Annotated in this window: 16 protein-coding genes; 11 read left to right on the top strand and 5 right to left on the bottom strand. The window is 34.6% G+C overall.

Going from position 1 to position 16,380, the window contains the following annotated elements; translation table 11 throughout:
- Positions 1–65 precede the first annotated feature (65 nt).
- The 10 genes from BKM63_RS12770 (at position 66) to BKM63_RS12725 (ending at position 9,614) form a co-directional block, all read left to right on the top strand.
- Positions 66–1,070, top strand: a complete 1,005-nt coding sequence (locus BKM63_RS12770; protein ID WP_071636961.1) for a DHH family phosphoesterase — start codon at positions 66–68, stop codon at positions 1,068–1,070.
- 7 nt (positions 1,071–1,077) lie between these two features.
- Positions 1,078–1,740: a gliding motility-associated peptidyl-prolyl isomerase GldI gene (gldI, locus tag BKM63_RS12765; RefSeq protein WP_071636960.1), complete on the top strand. Its 663-nt coding sequence runs from the start codon at positions 1,078–1,080 to the stop codon at positions 1,738–1,740.
- Between the two features lie 15 nt (positions 1,741–1,755).
- Positions 1,756–2,826, top strand: coding sequence for a peptidylprolyl isomerase (locus BKM63_RS12760; RefSeq protein WP_071636959.1), 1,071 nt, complete (start codon positions 1,756–1,758; stop codon positions 2,824–2,826).
- 55 nt (positions 2,827–2,881) lie between these two features.
- On the top strand, positions 2,882–4,018 hold the full coding sequence (locus tag BKM63_RS12755) for a peptidylprolyl isomerase (RefSeq protein WP_071636958.1): 1,137 nt from the start codon (positions 2,882–2,884) through the stop codon (positions 4,016–4,018).
- A 208-nt stretch (positions 4,019–4,226) separates the two neighbouring features.
- Complete coding sequence (locus BKM63_RS12750; RefSeq protein ID WP_071636957.1) at positions 4,227–5,123, top strand: EamA family transporter; 897 nt, start codon at positions 4,227–4,229, stop codon at positions 5,121–5,123.
- 89 nt (positions 5,124–5,212) lie between these two features.
- Positions 5,213–5,569 (top strand): DoxX family protein, encoded by a 357-nt coding sequence (locus tag BKM63_RS12745; protein WP_071636956.1) that lies wholly within the window; start codon positions 5,213–5,215, stop codon positions 5,567–5,569.
- 32 nt (positions 5,570–5,601) lie between these two features.
- Positions 5,602–6,309 carry an aquaporin Z gene (gene aqpZ, locus BKM63_RS12740; RefSeq protein WP_071637359.1) on the top strand — a complete coding sequence of 236 codons (708 nt, stop codon included), beginning with the start codon at positions 5,602–5,604 and terminating at the stop codon, positions 6,307–6,309.
- A gap of 119 nt (positions 6,310–6,428) precedes the next feature.
- Positions 6,429–7,265, top strand: a complete 837-nt coding sequence (locus BKM63_RS12735) for a sterol desaturase family protein (protein WP_071636955.1) — start codon at positions 6,429–6,431, stop codon at positions 7,263–7,265.
- A gap of 112 nt (positions 7,266–7,377) precedes the next feature.
- Positions 7,378–7,656: a DUF2805 domain-containing protein gene (locus BKM63_RS12730; RefSeq protein ID WP_012024427.1), complete on the top strand. Its 279-nt coding sequence runs from the start codon at positions 7,378–7,380 to the stop codon at positions 7,654–7,656.
- 101 nt (positions 7,657–7,757) lie between these two features.
- Positions 7,758–9,614, top strand: coding sequence for a peptidase M61 (locus BKM63_RS12725; RefSeq protein ID WP_071636954.1), 1,857 nt, complete (start codon positions 7,758–7,760; stop codon positions 9,612–9,614).
- Between the two features lie 101 nt (positions 9,615–9,715).
- Here BKM63_RS12725 and BKM63_RS12720 read toward each other — a convergent pair whose 3' ends face one another.
- Together BKM63_RS12720 and BKM63_RS12715 are read right to left on the bottom strand one after the other, a co-directional pair.
- The gene (locus BKM63_RS12720) at positions 9,716–10,159 is read right to left on the bottom strand and encodes a hypothetical protein (RefSeq protein ID WP_071636953.1); all 444 of its coding nucleotides are present in this window, start codon (positions 10,157–10,159) and stop codon (positions 9,716–9,718) included.
- A gap of 164 nt (positions 10,160–10,323) precedes the next feature.
- Positions 10,324–12,660 carry a GH92 family glycosyl hydrolase gene (locus BKM63_RS12715; RefSeq protein WP_071636952.1) on the bottom strand — a complete coding sequence of 779 codons (2,337 nt, stop codon included), beginning with the start codon at positions 12,658–12,660 and terminating at the stop codon, positions 10,324–10,326.
- Between the two features lie 120 nt (positions 12,661–12,780).
- Here BKM63_RS12715 and BKM63_RS12710 point away from each other — a divergent pair, with 120 nt between their 5' ends.
- Entirely contained in the window at positions 12,781–13,404 is a 624-nt protein-coding gene (locus tag BKM63_RS12710; protein WP_071636951.1) for a M949_RS01915 family surface polysaccharide biosynthesis protein, read from the top strand.
- 259 nt (positions 13,405–13,663) lie between these two features.
- On the opposite strand, the gene BKM63_RS12705 is transcribed toward BKM63_RS12710, so the two are convergent.
- The 3 genes from BKM63_RS12705 to BKM63_RS12695 form a co-directional block, all read right to left on the bottom strand.
- Positions 13,664–14,272, bottom strand: a complete 609-nt coding sequence (locus BKM63_RS12705) for a GNAT family N-acetyltransferase (RefSeq protein ID WP_071636950.1) — start codon at positions 14,270–14,272, stop codon at positions 13,664–13,666.
- 99 nt (positions 14,273–14,371) lie between these two features.
- Positions 14,372–14,728 carry a hypothetical protein gene (locus BKM63_RS12700; RefSeq protein ID WP_071636949.1) on the bottom strand — a complete coding sequence of 119 codons (357 nt, stop codon included), beginning with the start codon at positions 14,726–14,728 and terminating at the stop codon, positions 14,372–14,374.
- A gap of 358 nt (positions 14,729–15,086) precedes the next feature.
- The gene (locus BKM63_RS12695) at positions 15,087–16,265 is read right to left on the bottom strand and encodes an AIR synthase related protein (protein WP_071636948.1); all 1,179 of its coding nucleotides are present in this window, start codon (positions 16,263–16,265) and stop codon (positions 15,087–15,089) included.
- Between the last annotated feature and the right edge of the window lie 115 nt (positions 16,266–16,380).

Genomic DNA, 16,380 nt, shown 5'->3' with positions numbered 1-16,380 from the left:
TAAAACCAAAAACTGCGGCTAAAATATTTTCAGCATTACATTAAAAAAATGTAAATTCGCACACTATGAAAATACAAGATATTCAGGCGATTCAATTATTGCTTGCTGCTCCAAAGAAAATCATAATAATCCCACACCGAGGACCAGATGGCGATGCCATGGGCTCTACTTTGGCATTATACCATTTTCTATTAAAAAACAATCACCAGCCAACGGTGATTGCCCCAAATGATTTCCCTGATTTTTTAGCCTGGTTACCAGGTTCAGAAACCGTTAAAATCTTTGAAAAAGACACTGAAAACTGTACCAAAATATTAGAAGAAGCCGAGTTAATTTTTACACTTGACTTTAATGCTTTTCATCGTACAGGCGAAATGGAACATACTTTAGTAAAGCTTACTGCTCCGTTTATCATGATTGATCATCATGAAAAACCTCATGATTATGCCGTTTATACTTATTCTGATACCTCATACGGATCGACTTGTGAGATGGTTTACAATTTTATTTCTTTCTTAAATAAAAAAGAAGATATAGATAAAACTATCGCAACTTGCATTTATACCGGAATTTTAACTGATTCTGGTTCGTTTCGTTTTCCGGGTACCACAGGAAACACACACAGAATTATTGCAGAGTTAATTGATTTGGGAGTTGAAAATACTCAAATTCCAGTTTTATTATACGATAACAGCTCCTACAGCCGTTTGCAATTGTTAGGACGTGCACTTCAAAACATGAAAGTTTTTGAAGATCATAAAACATCTTACACTTCTCTTACTCAGGAAGAATTAGATTCTTTTAACTATGTAAAAGGCGATACTGAAGGAATTGTAAATTATGGTTTAAGCATACGCGGAATTGTATTTACAGCTATCTTTATCGAAAATAAAGATGAAAAAATCATTAAAATTTCATTCCGTTCGCAAGGAGGATTTGATGTAAATCAGTTTGCACGCGATCATTTTAACGGAGGCGGACATGTCAATGCAGCCGGCGGAAGATCTGAAACCTCTATGGAAGAAACGCTTAAAAAGTTTGAAGATTTAGTAACGAAACTAAAATTATAAAACCAATATGAACTACTTAAAACTTAGCATTTACTCACTGCTTTTTGCAGTTTTATTGGCTGGCTGTAAGCATCACGAAGAAGCGCGAAGACCTATTTCCAGAGCTTCGGGTACTTTCATGAAAAAATCGGCAGACAGAAACAAAAAATTGGTTGCAAGCGAAGAAGACGTTATTAAAAAAATTATCAAAAGCAATCCGAAAGTAAAATATTACGCCACTAAAAAAGGATACTGGTTTAGCTACGATGAAAAAAGCACTACAGAAACCACCGCACCCCGCAAAGGAGATATTGCCTATTTTAATTTAGAAGTTAAAGATATTACAGGCAAAATCATTTATTCTGAAGCTGATCTTGGTCCGCAGACTTATTATGTAGACAAACAAGATATCATGATGGGATTGCGTGACGGAATTAAATACATGAAAAAAAATGAAACGGTTACATTCTTGTTTCCGTCTCATATGGCTTATGGATATCATGGAGATAACAAAAAAATCGGCCCTAATCAATCCTTAATTTGTACTGTTACGCTTCGTAATTTTGTTCCAGATCCTGCAGCACAAAATACTGCAACGACTCCATCGGCACAAACTCCAAAACCGGCAGCTGCAAAACCTGTAACTCCAAAACCAGCCGCTTCAACTAAAAAAGATACATTAAACCCATAAAAAACATTTTAAGAAATGAAAAAAAGTATTTTAGTATTACTACTTGCCGTTAGCTCATTTTATTCTTGTAAAGACGAACACAGCAATTTACCTGATGGTTTGTATGCTGATATCGAAACCAATAAAGGACATATCATTGTTGAATTAGATTATAAAAAAGCTCCAATTACAGTTGCAAACTTTGTAACATTAGCGGAAGGCAAAAACGAATTTGTATCTGAAAACTTAAAAAAGAAACCTTTCTTTGACGGATTAAAATTCCACAGAGTTATTGCAGATTTAATGATTCAGTCAGGAGATCCTCTTGGAACCGGTTCTGGAGATACAGGATATAAATTCAAAGATGAATTCTCAGATTTAAAGTTTGATAAGGCAGGTGTTTTAGCAATGGCTAATAACGGCCCTGGAACAAACAGCAGTCAATTTTTCATTACACATGTTGAAACTCCTTGGTTAGACAACAAACACACGATTTTTGGACATGTTGTAGAAAAAGGCCAAGAAGTAGTAAACAAAGTAGTTCAGGGCGATAATATCGTTTCAGTTGCAATTATCAGAAATGGTGAAGCTGCTAAAAAGTTTGATGCCGTAGAAGTATTCCACGATTATTTTGCAGAAATAGCTAAAGAAAAAAGCAAATTTGCAGGAGTTCAAAAAGAAAAAGTGGCGTATTATGCTTCATTAAAACCAAAAGTTACCAAAACTTCCAGCGGATTAGAATATGTTATTACTGAAAAAGGTGCGGGCAAAAAACCAGCAATAGGAACTCAGGTTTACATTCACTACGCAGGTTTCTTAGAAGACGGAACCTTATTTGACTCAAGCATTGAAGAAGTAAATAAAACTTTTGGAAAATTTGATTCAGCAAGAGCAGAACAAAATGGTTACCAGCCAATTCCATTTCAGGCAGGAAAAAAAGACGGTTTAATTCCTGGATTTATTGAAGGTATCGAAAAACTTTCTTTTGGAGATAAAGCAATCCTTTTCATTCCATCTCACTTGGCTTACGGAGAAACTGGTGCAGGAGGTGTTATTCCGCCAAACGCAAATATTATTTTTGAAGTTCAATTATTAGAGAAGCCGTAATTATTTTTATAATCAATTTCTTATAATTACTTTTACGGACTAAAATTCAAATACAATGAAATTTAAATTTCTATTTTTATTCTGTCTGGCTGTCGTAAACATTCAGGCACAAGTTAAAAAACCATCACCAGTAAAGCCAGCAGCTGCAAAAACTACTGCCGCTAAACCGGCTGCTGTAACAAATCCAAACGAAGGGATTTTTGCCACTATTTCTACGACAAAAGGAGATATTGTTTTATCATTAGAATATGTAAAAGCTCCTGTAACAGTTGCAAACTTTATTACTTTGGCAGAAGGCACAAATCCTAATGTAAAAGCTTCTCTTAAAGGAAAACCATTTTATAATGGATTAAAATTCCATAGAGTTATTAATGATTTTATGATTCAGGGAGGTGATCCTGACGGAAATGGTTCTGGTGGTCCGGGATTCTCTTTTAAGGATGAATTTACAGACAATTTAAAATTTGAAAAAGGCGGTGTTTTAGCCATGGCAAATTCAGGTCCGGCAACAAACGGAAGCCAGTTTTTCATTACCCATAAAGATACACCCTGGCTGAACGGAAAACATACTATTTTTGGACATGTAGTTTCTGGAATGGACGTTGTAAATAAAATTGTTCAGGACGATGTCATGACCAAAATTACGATTACTCGTAAAGGTGTTGCTGCGAAAAAATTTGATCCCTTAAAAGTTTTAAGCGATGATGTAAAAAAAGAGCAGGCCAAAAAAGACGAAGCCAAAAAAGTAATTACAGCAAAAGCAGCTTATTTTGCAGCAACAAAAGCCAAAGCAACTGCAACACCATCTAACTTAAAATATGTAATTACTAAGAAAGGAACAGGTGTAAAAGGTGCCGAAGGTTCTAATATCTATTTTCATTATGCAGGATATTTTGAAGACGGAACTCTTTTTGACAGCAGTATCGCAGAAGTTGCAAGAGCATACGGAAAATACGATGCAAACAGGGATGCACAAGGAGGCTACAAAGCTTTTCCTTTTACAGTAGGTAAAAAAGACGGTATGATTCCTGGTTTTATTGAAGCTCTCGATATGATGACAGACGGAGAAAAAGCAATTTTCTTCCTGCCTTCTAATTTAGCTTATGGAGAAAAAGGTGCCGGAGGCGTAATTCCGCCAAATGCTACTTTGGTTTTTGAAATTGAAACTTACCAAAATCAACCAGCGAAATAATAATTTAAATTCTTTTTTAAATATAGTAAGCCGTCAAAAGTAATTTTGACGGCTTTTTCTTTTACAATACGCTGCTAAATCATCAAATTTCAAACCAATACACCTGCTAAAAGCACAACAATGATAACGTTTGCGTATATTTTTCATTAATTCCTAAACAAAATAGCTTACCTTTGCCGGCTTGAATTTTTAAAAACATAGAATCAAAATGTCACAAAACAACGTATTAAAGGGAGTGTTTTTTGTTGCTCTGGGAGCTACAACATACGGAATGTTAGCTACTTTCGTAAAAATGGCTTATACCGAAGGCTACACTACTGCCGAAGTCACAACCTCACAATTTGTGCTTGGAATTATGGGAATTTTGATCATAAATGCTTTTCAAAAAGTAAAAAATAAAGAGAAAGCCGTAAAAGCTTCTAAAAAAAATATACTGAGTTTAATGCTTGCCGGAACTTCACTGGGAATGACAAGTTTGTTTTATTATTTAGCCGTAAAATTTATTCCGGTTTCTATTGGAATCGTTTTATTGATGCAGACTGTCTGGATGGGAGTATTACTTGAAATGATTTTAGAAAAAAAACTGCCTTCAAAACAAAAAGTAATTGCTGTTTTTATTGTTTTAATAGGAACTGTTTTGGCAACTAATATCATCAAAAATGATATTGTATTAGATTGGCGAGGCATTGTTTGGGGTGTTTTAGCAGCGGCTTCATTCACTACAACCATGTTTACTGCAAATCGTGTTGCAACCGAAATTTCATCGGCACAGCGAAGCTTATATATGCTTCTTGGAGGTGCCGTAATTGTATTTACTTTCGGTTTTTTTACTCAGGTTACTCCTTTCAATTTTGCAATTTTTCTTAAATGGGGAATCATATTATCTTTATTTGGAACTATTATTCCTCCAATGCTTATGAACTTAGGTTTTCCTTTAACCGGAATAGGTCTGGGAAGTATTGTTTCTGCGCTTGAACTGCCTGTTTCTGTTATGATGGCGTATGTTCTATTAGACGAAAAAGTTATCTTCTTGCAATGGATTGGAATTATTCTAATCATCCTTGCGATTATCATTATGAATGTTAACTTTAAACGTAAAATTTAAGATTCCTAATCACGTTATTAAAATAAATCTGCCTTGTAGTGTAATAACTGTTAATTTTTTTATAAATTCGTTATAAATAATTAATTATCATGAACTTACCCTGGCATTTATATTTAATGGCGATACTTTATATACTTGCCGGTTTAAACCATTTTCGAAATCCAGGAATGTACATTCGAATCATTCCTCCTTTTTTTAAAAACCCTAAATTAATTAATACTGTAAGCGGACTCGCCGAGATAGTATTAGGCATTCTGCTAATGCTTTCGTTTACAACAAAATATGTTGCATGGGGAATTATTGCACTTTTAATTGCCATATTTCCTGCCAATTTTTATATGTTTCAAAATAAAAAAGCAAGTTTTGGTTTACCAAAATGGATTTTATTTGTACGTTTGCTCTTGCAAATTGTTTTGATTTTTTGGGCATTCAAATATACCCTTTAACAATCAAATCTATTAATCTAAATTATTTTATTATGAAAAAATTGTTTGCAGAGTTCTTTGGAACTTACTGGCTTGTTTTTGGAGGTTGCGGAAGTGCTGTTTTTGCAGCGGGATATCCTGACTTGGGTATTGGATTTGCAGGTGTAGCCCTCGCATTTGGTTTAACTGTTTTAACAATGGCTTATGCTGTTGGGCATATTTCGGGAGGACATTTTAATCCCGCGGTCTCATTTGGTCTCTGGGCCGGCGGAAGATTTCCTGCCAAAGATCTTATACCTTACATTATTTCGCAATGTATTGGTGCAATTGCAGCCGCAGGCACATTGTATACTATTGCTTCTGGAAAAGCCGGATTTGTTATTGACAATACAAAGGCAGGAGCGTTTGCTTCAAATGGTTTTGGAGCGTTTTCGCCAGACGGCTATTCACTTCAATCTGCATTTATCGCCGAGTTTGTGCTGACTTTATTTTTCTTACTAATAATTTTGGGTGCAACAGATAAGTTTGCAAACGGAAAATTTGCCGGTGTTGCAATTGGTCTAGGTTTAACCTTAATCCATTTAATAAGTATTCCTATTACAAATACATCTGTAAACCCTGCTAGATCCTTATCTCAGGCTGTTTTTGCAGGCGGAGAACCGCTTTCTCAGGTTTGGCTGTTTTGGGTTGCCCCAATTTTAGGAGCGGTTGTAGCCGGATTTATTTACAAATCACTATTACAAAACCACGCAGAAGCTTAAAAATATTCTTCGAATTTTAAAATACAAAGAGAAAATCAGATATATTTATATCAGGTTTTCTCTTTTTCTTTAGACAAAATCGAGAAGAAACTTCATTTCAACTCAAATCTTTATTTGTTATGAACGAAATCATTTCTTACTTCAGCACTATCCCGTCTTCTCATCGCAGCTTAATTTTAGTAGGCGGTATTACTGTTTTTTGGTTAATAGAAAATACTTTTCCATTGTTTCAAATGCATTATCAAAAATGGCAGCATGCCGGAATCAATATTTTCTTTACCATTACTACTATTATTGTCAATTTTATCCTCGCTTTCATTTTAATAAAAACAGCAGACTGGACGACAAAAAATCATTTTGGAATACTGCAATGGGTGCCCGAAATTCCAATGTGGCTTTATACCCTTACCGGATTATTACTGCTCGATTTAATTGGTGCTTATCTCGCTCATTTTGTACAGCATAAAACAAAATTTTTATGGCGTTTCCATCTCATTCACCATACAGATACCTGGATTGATACTACAAGTGCAAACCGGCATCATCCCGGCGAAAGCATAATCCGTTTTCTCTTTACAACTTTGGGTGTTTTAATTGTAGGAAGTCCCATGTGGATGGTTTTTCTTTATCAATCCCTATCTGTCATTGCTTCGCAGTTTAATCATGCCAATATTTCGCTCCCAAATAAGCTGGATACTTTTTTGAGTTATTTTATTGTGTCTCCAAATATGCACAAAGTACACCACCACTACGTTTTACCTTACACAGACAGTAATTATGGAAATATTTTTTCGGTATGGGACAGGTTGTTCGGAACTTTTACCACTTTGCCCAAAGAAGAATTAATTTATGGCGTAGATACTCACATGCTTCCCGAAGAAAACAATAAATTAAAAAATTTATTAAAAATTCCGTTTCAAAAATCAAGATCTGCAAAAAAGACTAAAAATCAATAAAAAAAACATAGCTGAGCGAACCAACTAATTATTTTTTTTATTAATATTGATATATAAAATGAAAATCAATCTATTAATCATTAACCCTCTATTTTGAATTAATTTTCACGAGATGAAAAAGAGTAACCGCAAAGAATTGAATTGGGAACAAACGGAAAAACTAGTTTCGTTGGCCTTAGAAGAAAGGAATCCATTTGAAATCATAAAAAAAGAATTTGGATTGGCAGAAAAAGAAGTTCTTGAAATCATGAAAAAGAAAATGCCTCTTGAAAAATTTGAGATGTGGAAAAAGAAGGCTATTGCGAATAAACCTAAACCAAAACCAATTAAAATTGATGATTTTGACGAAGATTTGGATGGTAAATATTACATAAAAAACAAATTCGACTAAAGATCTAAACTCCTGTTTTTCGGGAGTTTTTTTTATTTTTAAATCTCCTTGTAACATTTATATCTTTTTTAAGTCAAATGCATATAACTAAACATAAACAAATGAAAAAAATACTTTACACCTTAGCCCTTGCGGTAACGCTTTGGAGCTGTAAAACAGGGAGCACTTCTGCTGGAAAAAGCAATGTCGTAGAAGTTAATATTAATTTGGTTGATGTAAAAGATGACAAAGTTTTAGTAACGGTAACTCCTCCGAAAATTAAAACAGATGAAGTCGTATACAGCATTCCAAAAACAGTTCCGGGAACTTATTCTACTGATAACTACGGAAAATATTCAGAAGATTTTAAAGCTTTTGATACCAAAGGAAATGCCTTGACCGTAAAAAGAATTGACGATAATTCATGGTCGATTTCAAATGCGAAAGCATTAAAAAAAATCACTTATTTAGTCAATGATACTTTTGATACCGAAAAAGGAACCGGATTTGGCAACGATGATGTTTTCTCTCCAGCCGGAACTAATATCAATGCAGGTGTAAATTTCATGGTAAACACACATGGTTTTGTAGGTTATTTTAAAGACAATTTAGAAGTTCCGTACAAAGTTACCATTACACATCCTGAAACACTTTGGGGTGCCACTTCTATGACAGATGAAGATGCAAGCAAAACAAGCGATGTTTTTACAACGCCTCGTTATGCTGTTTTGGTTGAAAACCCAATTATGTATTCTAAACCAGATTATACCACTTTCAATGTAAACGGAATGGATATTTTAATTGCTGTATATTCTCCTACAGGGAAATTTACTGCAGAAAGTATCACTCCGGAAATGAAAACAATGATGACAGCTCAAAAGAACTTTTTGGGTAAAGTAAATGCAACTAAAAAATATACTGTTTTATTGTATTTATCAAGCATGGCTAAAGATGACGCACACGGATTTGGAGCTTTAGAGCACCCAACTGCCACTACAGTTGTACTTCCTGAATCTATGCCAAAAGAAAAATTGGTAGAATCAATGAAAGATGTAGTTTCTCATGAATTTTTTCATATTGTAACCCCTTTGACCATCCACTCAAAAGAAATTCAGTATTTTGATTATAATGCACCAAAAATGTCGGAGCACTTATGGATGTATGAAGGTGTAACAGAGTATTTTGCGAATCTTTTTCAAATTAATCAGGGGTTAATTGATGAGGCAGAATTTTACTCTCGTATTGCTGATAAAATTGAGCAGGCAAAAGGCTTAAATGATACCATGTCGTTTACGGTTATGAGTAAAAACGTACTGGAACAACCATATAAAGACCAATACTTAAACGTATATCAAAAAGGAGCTCTAATTGGAATGTGTATCGATATTATCATTAGAGAAAAAAGCAACGGAGAAAGAGGAATTCTTGATTTAATGCATAAATTATCAACAGAATATGGTGTTGATAAACCATTTAATGACGACGAATTATTTGCTAAAATTACACAGCTTACGTATCCTGAAGTTGGGGAATTTTTAAACAAATATGTAGCCGGTACTACTCCAATTCCTTACGATTTTTATTTAGCAAAAGTTGGTGTAGCAAAAGCAACGGAGAAAAAACCAGGATCGATTTTCTTAAAAGGACAAACTCCGTATATTACGATTGACAAGCAGACAAAAGAAATCATTGTTCGTTCTGATATTGAAGCAAATGAATTCTTCAAGAACTTAAAATTAAAAGGCGGTGATATTATTTTAGCGGTTAATAACAAACCGTATTCTCTAGAAAACATTTACGATCTTATTACAGAAAGTGAAAACTGGAAAGAAAATGATCCAATTACAGTAAAAATTAAACGTGCCGGTAAAGAAGAAATTGTAAAAGGAACTGTAAAGTTACCATACGAAGAATCTGAAACGTTTAAAGCCGCTGATGCTTCAAAAGAGAAACTTAAAAATGCATGGTTAAAGGGGTAATCTTTTAGCTACAATAACAAAAAAACCGACAAGTGATTGTCGGTTTTTTTTATTCTAAGAACTTTGTCAAAGTTTAAAACTTTGACAAAGTTGTCGATATACTATTTCTTCACCGGAAACTTCCAGTCAAATTCGTCTTTGTTATTGATAATGGCTCCTATTTCGAATTTCACAACCTCATCAAATTCGGTTTGAAGGATAAACCAATTGTCTTCGTTGAAGTAATTTTCGAAAGTATCAAAAGTTTCCTGATTGTATTTCGTAATTCCCTTTGCAGCGAAATCTTTCTTCACATCCGCAATATTTCTTCCGATTATTTTGAATCCAAAAACTTCCAGATTATTGCTCGATGCTACGATATAACCTAGTTTTAAGTCTTCTTCTTCATAAAATGTCAGTCTGGCTTTCAATGAATTGTAAACAAAAATTACATTATCATCTTCGTCCTTATAGTTTTTATCAGGTTTTCCTAAAACAGCCGTTACATCGTTCTGCTTCATTCCGAAAAGCAGTTTATCAATTCCTGATTTTAAATTTATTTTCATATTTGATTGTCTTTATTTGAAATGCAAATTTCGCTTTTTTTTCGCCACGAATTTCACGAATTACACAAATTTTACTTTGCTAAATTAATTTTCACGAATTAGACTTTAATTAAATAACCTTCAGTCTTTGTCAAAGTTTAAAACTGACAAAGATGATATCTATTCTATAATCCAAAACTTTTATTCGGTTTTGAACTCATGTAAAAAGTAATTTTGCCGCCATTAATAACAGCTGCATGTTTCAAGAAAGGCTTGTCTAATTGTTTTCCATTCAAAAGTACTTTTGAAACAAATACATTTTTATCTGATTGATTTACGATTTCAACTTCGAAGTTCTTTCCGTTTTCTAAATTAAAAACTGCTTTTTTAACCAATGGACTTCCTAAAGCATATTCATCAGAACCCGGTGCTACAGGGTAAAAACCTAAACTACTGAAAATATACCAGGCACTCATTTGCCCGAAATCGTCATTTCCGCCTAAACCATCGGCACCATTTCTATACATCTTTTTCAGAATCATTCTGATTTTGTCCTGCGCTTTCCATGGAGAATTGGTCCAGTTGTATAAATACACTACATGATGCGAAGGTTCGTTTCCGTGAACATAATTGCCGATGATTCCATCTCTCGTAATATCTTCTGTGTTTTCAAAATATTTATCAGGTAAATGCATATTGAATAAAGAGTCTAAACGAACATTAAATTTATCATTGCCACCCATCATTTTAATCATTTCGGCCGGATCCTGCGGCACGTATAAACTGTAATTCCATGAATTTCCTTCAATAAAACCTTGTCCGTGTGTGTCAAGTGGGTCGAATTCTTTTTTGAAAGTACCGTCATTTAATTTAGGACGCATAAATCCTGTTTTAGCATCATAAACGTTTTTATAATTTTTCGATCTTTCTATGAATTCATTATAAACATCTGTTTTTCCTAATTTCTTTGCTGCCTGAGCAATTGCCCAGTCATCATAAGCATATTCTAAAGTTTTAGAAACCGATGCTCCGTTTTTATCTTCCGGAACATATCCTTTTTTCATATAATATTCTAATCCGTCATAATAAGGTACTTTGGCCGTATTTACACAGGCCTGAAGTGCTTTTTCCTTATCAAAATTTGTGTTTCCTTTTACAATAGCATCGGCAATTACAGAAACCGAATGATACCCGATCATGCACCAGTTTTCGTTGGCATAATGTGACCAAATAGGCAGCATTTTATGAACGCTTTGATCTGAGTGCGCCAGCATAGAACTAATCATATCTGCGTTTCTGGAAGGCTGTACAATATTGAATAAAGGATGTAAGGCTCTATAAGTATCCCAAAGTGAATAACTTGTATAATTTTTAAAGTTTTCGGCTTTGTGAACATTCATATCCAAACCTTTATAATTTCCGTCCAGATCCATATATTCTGTTGGGCCTAAAAAGGCGTGGTACATTGCAGTATAAAAGTTGACTAAATCTTCTTTTTGAATGGTTTCAACCTGGATTTTATTCAGTTCCTTATTCCATATTTCCTGACTTTGCTTTTTAACACGTTCAAAATCCCAATCCGGAATTTCTTTTTTCATGTTTTCTAATGCTCCGGCAGAACTTACGGGAGATAACGCCATTTTTATTTTGATTTTCTCGCCTTCATTAGTATCAAAATCAAAAAACAATTTTAGATTTTGTCCTGCCATTTCCGGAAAATTTTTCGTTTGATCGAATCTTCCCCAAAAACCTCTGTACACACTTTTTTCCTGCACCGCCTGTCCGTAGCTTTTAATTGGCTTGCTAAAAGACATTGCAAAATAAACCGTTCTGGTCCTCGCCCAGCCGTTAGTCTGGCGATAACCTGTAATTAAAGTATCGTTTTCTACACGCACGAAAGTCCATACATTCTTTTTATCGTAATTGTAAATGCCTGAGGTTAGATCGAGAATAATATGAGCCTCATCTGACTTTGGAAAAGTATATTGATGCATCCCGACTCTGGTTGTTGCAGTCAATTCGGCTTTGATATTGTGATCTTCCAAAAGCACACTGTAATAAGCCGGTTCTGCTTTCTCCGTGGAATGCGAAAACGCTGATCGGTAACCTGATTGAGGTTTGGATGCAACACCCGGGTTCAATTGCAATTTTCCTGTTGTGGGCATAATTAGAAAATCGCCCAAATCAGAATGGCCTGTTCCGCTGAAATGGGTGTGGCTGAAACCTACAATTGTTTTGTCTTCATATTGATAGCCGGCACAATATTTATACACATCGCCATTGTACTTTCCGTTTACACTATAAGCAATCGTATCAGTTTCCGGACTTAATTGCACGCTTCCAAACGGAACTGTAGCGCCGGGATAAGTATGTCCCATTTTGGCTGTTCCGATCATTGGATCAACGTATTGAATTAAATTTTTAAGCTTATCTGTTTTATTTTGCGCATTTATATTAACTGCAAAAGCAAATAGCAAGATTCCAATTAAAAAATGAAAACCTGTTTTTTGTATCATATTCATGGGGCGTTATTAAATGTTTTCAGTTGAGAAAATTACAATAAAATTGCCCTTTTTAAAAATTTAAATTCTAAACTAGTTTTCATTTGAATATCTTTGGTTTTCTAAAATTAACTGCCAAAAATGAAAAAAATTACGATACTGCTCTTTCTCTTAAATTCTATGCTTAGTTTTTCTCAAAAAGTTGAAAGTTATAAATTAACAAAAGAAGAAATAGCTCAAAGAGAGCTTAACGGAATTTCGGATTTTCCTATTTACAGAGCTTTTGAATACAGTGATAAAGGCGGTGTCACGAATTTGGTTTTGACCGAAAATCAAAAGAATATTTCAAAAAAAGATACTTTGAACACCAAAATTCAGGCGATCTGCGTGATGAACGATCATGGCGGCTTCCTTGAAAAATGGAGGATTAATGATTTACTGGAAGATTATGAACCTAAAGAAACTACGATTTGGTTCTGGACAAAATATTGCAACACCAAAGATCTTGACGGAGACGGGTATGTTGACCCGGTGATTGTATACGGATCAAAAACGGAGTATGGTGAAATAAGACGCGTAAAAATTATTACGGTTTACAAAAACAAAAAGTACGTAATCCGCGCGGTTGAATGTGATTTAGATTATTGCAGAAGTTTTAAGAAAGACGCCAACTGGAATTCTTTACCTCAAAAGATAAAAACTCACATTGATCAATTGGTGGTAAAACTTAGAAAAGAACAAAATTTGTTATTGAAAGATGGGTAGGGTTTAATTGTTAATGGTGAATGGTGAATGGCGAATTGTTAATGGTTGATTGTGGAGAATTAAATGGGTCGAACCTATGGTTCTTTTCTTTCCTTTTGTTCCTAGACTGGATTAAAATCCAGCCCTACAATATGGGCGAGCCTAACGGCTCATTTTTAAAAATGAATTATTGATAAACCGAAAAGATTTTGCATGAGTAAAGTTCCGTAGGAACGGTACATATTGTTTCCTTGTAAAATGGGCGAGCCTGACTGCTCTCTTAAAGCTTATTTTTTAGATTTTCTTTTACTTCGTTAAACCATTCATTTTTTAGAATACTCAAAACGATGGAATCACGACGGACATTTTTATCTTGTGTGGGCATATGACTTCTTAGAACGCCTTCAACTTTACAGCCTATACTTTTCATAGCGGCAATGCTTCGCTGGTTGTTATTATCAGCGCGGAATTCTACTCGTTCCATTCCAAGGGTTTCGAAAGCAAATTGTAATAATAGAAATTTACAATGTTTGTTTAATCCCGTTCCTCTAAAAGCAGATCCATACCAGGTATATCCTAACTGCAACGTTTTAAAATCAAGCTGGATATCATAAAAACGGGTCGAGCCTGCATATTTTTGAGATTTTTTATCGAAAACTATAAACGGAAATTCTTTTTGGTTTTCTCTTGCCTTAATTGCCAATTGAATATAATGGGTCAAATTTTCTTTTCCGTCTGCACCAACTAAGGAATATTTCCAGGTTTCGGGTTCATTAATCGAAATTTCAAGTAAATTTTCGACGTCTGACTCTTGTAAAGGACGCAATAAAACTAAATCGTCTTCTAAAACTACATTATCTGAAAAACTAAAGTTAGAGGTTGTGCTCATATTTTTATTCTTTGTGTGTCTTGTGAAATCTTAGTGCAACTTTGTGTAATAGCTATTTCGCAGAGATTCACTAAAATACTCAAAGATTCACAAAGTTTATTACTCACTCATTTCGTCATATCGCGCCGGAACTTGCGGATCGTACAACGGGCATTTGAATTCTGCCATTAAATCGACTAACTGATTCATGGCTTTTCCTTCGGTTCCGTAACAGTCAATTTTTACACTTTGAGGAGTTGTAATTACCTGAAATGCGCCTTTACCATCATTGTTTTTCCAGCTGTTTTCATCAACTCTTTCCCATTTTGAGAAAACAGAATTGATACGATTGATAATTACCTCAACAGGAAGTGCCTCAAGACCTTCGACATCTTCTCTTTCTACAAGGGCTTCGTAAACTTCATGATGGTTTAAGTAAACCTCCTCTAAATATCTCCAAAAAAGTAATTCGTACATAGCCTGGTGTTTTTTTAGCCCCGATAGTAGTGAAAATCCTTTTATTTTTTTCTTTAAAAAATAAAAGATTGCAACGGATAGCGGGATTAGCTCCTAAAAAAGCTAATTGTTATTATTTTATATAACATATCTTCATTGTTACCGAAATTGAATATTGGAAAATTGGAACCAGGGCTTCGACTTCGCTCAGCCTGACATTTCAATTCTCTCTATTTCTATCAACTTTGCGGGAGACGCACTGCTGTGCGCCTCTACAAATTAGATGGTGAATAAATTTTAATTTTTACTTTGATTGCAAGTTGACAACCTTCTAACTTAGAATCTTAGCAACTCAGAACCTTAGAAACTTTAAAAAATATTAATATTCGAATGTTCCGTATTCGCTGGTAATAGTTAGTTTTTTAGCATCGGATGCTTCTACTCTTCCTACGATTTGGGCATCAACATTGAATGATTTTGAAATTTCAATAATATCTTGTGCAATATTTTCCGGAACATAAATTTCCATACGGTGACCGCAGTTGAAAACCTGATACATTTCTTTCCAATCTGTTTTTGATTGTTCCTGAATCAACTTGAACAATGGCGGAACCGGAAATAAATTGTCTTTTATGATGTGTAAATTTTGAACAAAATGTAAAATCTTAGTTTGCGCTCCACCGCTGCAGTGCACCATTCCGTGAATGTCGCCTGGGGTGTATTTATCTAAAATTTTCTTGATAATTGGTGCATACGTTCTGGTTGGAGAAAGCACTAATTGGCCTGCGTTTATTGGGCTGTTTTCTACTTCATCAGTTAAATTTACCTGACCAGAATAAATTAATTCTTCCGGAACAGCAGCATCGTAACTTTCAGGGTATTTTTTAGCTAAGTATTTTCCAAAAACGTCGTGACGGGCAGAAGTTAATCCGTTGCTTCCCATTCCGCCGTTGTATCCTTTTTCGTAAGATGCCTGACCAAAAGAAGCCAAACCTACGATTACGTCTCCAGCTTTGATATTCGCATTATCTACAACATCGGCACGTTTCATGCGTGCTGTAACAGTTGAATCGACGATAATCGTACGAACTACATCTCCAACATCTGCTGTTTCTCCTCCGGTCGAATGAATTGTTACGCCAAAAGATTTGAGTTCGTTGATTAATTCTTCCGTTCCGTTAATGATGGCCGAAATTACATCAGCCGGAATTAAATTTTTATTTCTTCCGATGGTTGATGAAAGTAAAATATTATCGGTTGCACCAACACATAATAAATCGTCAATATTCATGATTAGAGCATCCTGAGCGATTCCTTTCCAAACCGAAAGATCTCCTGTTTCTTTCCAGTACATGTATGCCAAAGATGATTTTGTACCTGCTCCGTCAGCATGCATAATTAAGCAATGCTTATCGTCTTGTGTTAAATAATCAGGAACAATTTTGCAGAATGCCTGCGGAAATAATCCTTTGTCAATATTTTTTATAGCGTTATGTACGTCTTCTTTTGATGCCGAAACACCTCTTTGTGCATATCTTTTGCTAGAATCTGAACTCATGAAAATTAGTTTGTGTTGATGTCGTGCAAAGATAATCGCTTTTTTTAATTCTTTTATTGATTCCTGTGCCTGATTCACAAAAAAAATCGGCAGATTTGAATACCGCCGATTTTCT

Origin of the sequence: Flavobacterium johnsoniae (genome assembly GCF_001879205.1) — a bacterium.
Taxonomy (GTDB): domain Bacteria; phylum Bacteroidota; class Bacteroidia; order Flavobacteriales; family Flavobacteriaceae; genus Flavobacterium; species Flavobacterium johnsoniae_A.
The sequence above is the reverse complement of the archived record's forward strand: the minus strand, read 5'-3'. Positions and strand labels throughout refer to the sequence as shown.

What these genes read in the sequence shown, in the direction of transcription:
- BKM63_RS12770 (WP_071636961.1), top strand. Translation starts at nt 66, where the DNA reads ATGAAAATACAAGATATTCAGGCGATTCAATTATTGCTTGCTGCTCCA.
- gldI (WP_071636960.1), top strand. Translation starts at nt 1,078, where the DNA reads ATGAACTACTTAAAACTTAGCATTTACTCACTGCTTTTTGCAGTTTTA.
- BKM63_RS12760 (WP_071636959.1), top strand. Translation starts at nt 1,756, where the DNA reads ATGAAAAAAAGTATTTTAGTATTACTACTTGCCGTTAGCTCATTTTAT.
- BKM63_RS12755 (WP_071636958.1), top strand. Translation starts at nt 2,882, where the DNA reads ATGAAATTTAAATTTCTATTTTTATTCTGTCTGGCTGTCGTAAACATT.
- BKM63_RS12750 (WP_071636957.1), top strand. Translation starts at nt 4,227, where the DNA reads ATGTCACAAAACAACGTATTAAAGGGAGTGTTTTTTGTTGCTCTGGGA.
- BKM63_RS12745 (WP_071636956.1), top strand. Translation starts at nt 5,213, where the DNA reads ATGAACTTACCCTGGCATTTATATTTAATGGCGATACTTTATATACTT.
- aqpZ (WP_071637359.1), top strand. Translation starts at nt 5,602, where the DNA reads ATGAAAAAATTGTTTGCAGAGTTCTTTGGAACTTACTGGCTTGTTTTT.
- BKM63_RS12735 (WP_071636955.1), top strand. Translation starts at nt 6,429, where the DNA reads ATGAACGAAATCATTTCTTACTTCAGCACTATCCCGTCTTCTCATCGC.
- BKM63_RS12730 (WP_012024427.1), top strand. Translation starts at nt 7,378, where the DNA reads ATGAAAAAGAGTAACCGCAAAGAATTGAATTGGGAACAAACGGAAAAA.
- BKM63_RS12725 (WP_071636954.1), top strand. Translation starts at nt 7,758, where the DNA reads ATGAAAAAAATACTTTACACCTTAGCCCTTGCGGTAACGCTTTGGAGC.
- BKM63_RS12720 (WP_071636953.1), bottom strand. Translation starts at nt 10,159, where the DNA reads ATGAAAATAAATTTAAAATCAGGAATTGATAAACTGCTTTTCGGAATG.
- BKM63_RS12715 (WP_071636952.1), bottom strand. Translation starts at nt 12,660, where the DNA reads ATGAATATGATACAAAAAACAGGTTTTCATTTTTTAATTGGAATCTTG.
- BKM63_RS12710 (WP_071636951.1), top strand. Translation starts at nt 12,781, where the DNA reads ATGAAAAAAATTACGATACTGCTCTTTCTCTTAAATTCTATGCTTAGT.
- BKM63_RS12705 (WP_071636950.1), bottom strand. Translation starts at nt 14,272, where the DNA reads ATGAGCACAACCTCTAACTTTAGTTTTTCAGATAATGTAGTTTTAGAA.
- BKM63_RS12700 (WP_071636949.1), bottom strand. Translation starts at nt 14,728, where the DNA reads ATGTACGAATTACTTTTTTGGAGATATTTAGAGGAGGTTTACTTAAAC.
- BKM63_RS12695 (WP_071636948.1), bottom strand. Translation starts at nt 16,265, where the DNA reads ATGAGTTCAGATTCTAGCAAAAGATATGCACAAAGAGGTGTTTCGGCA.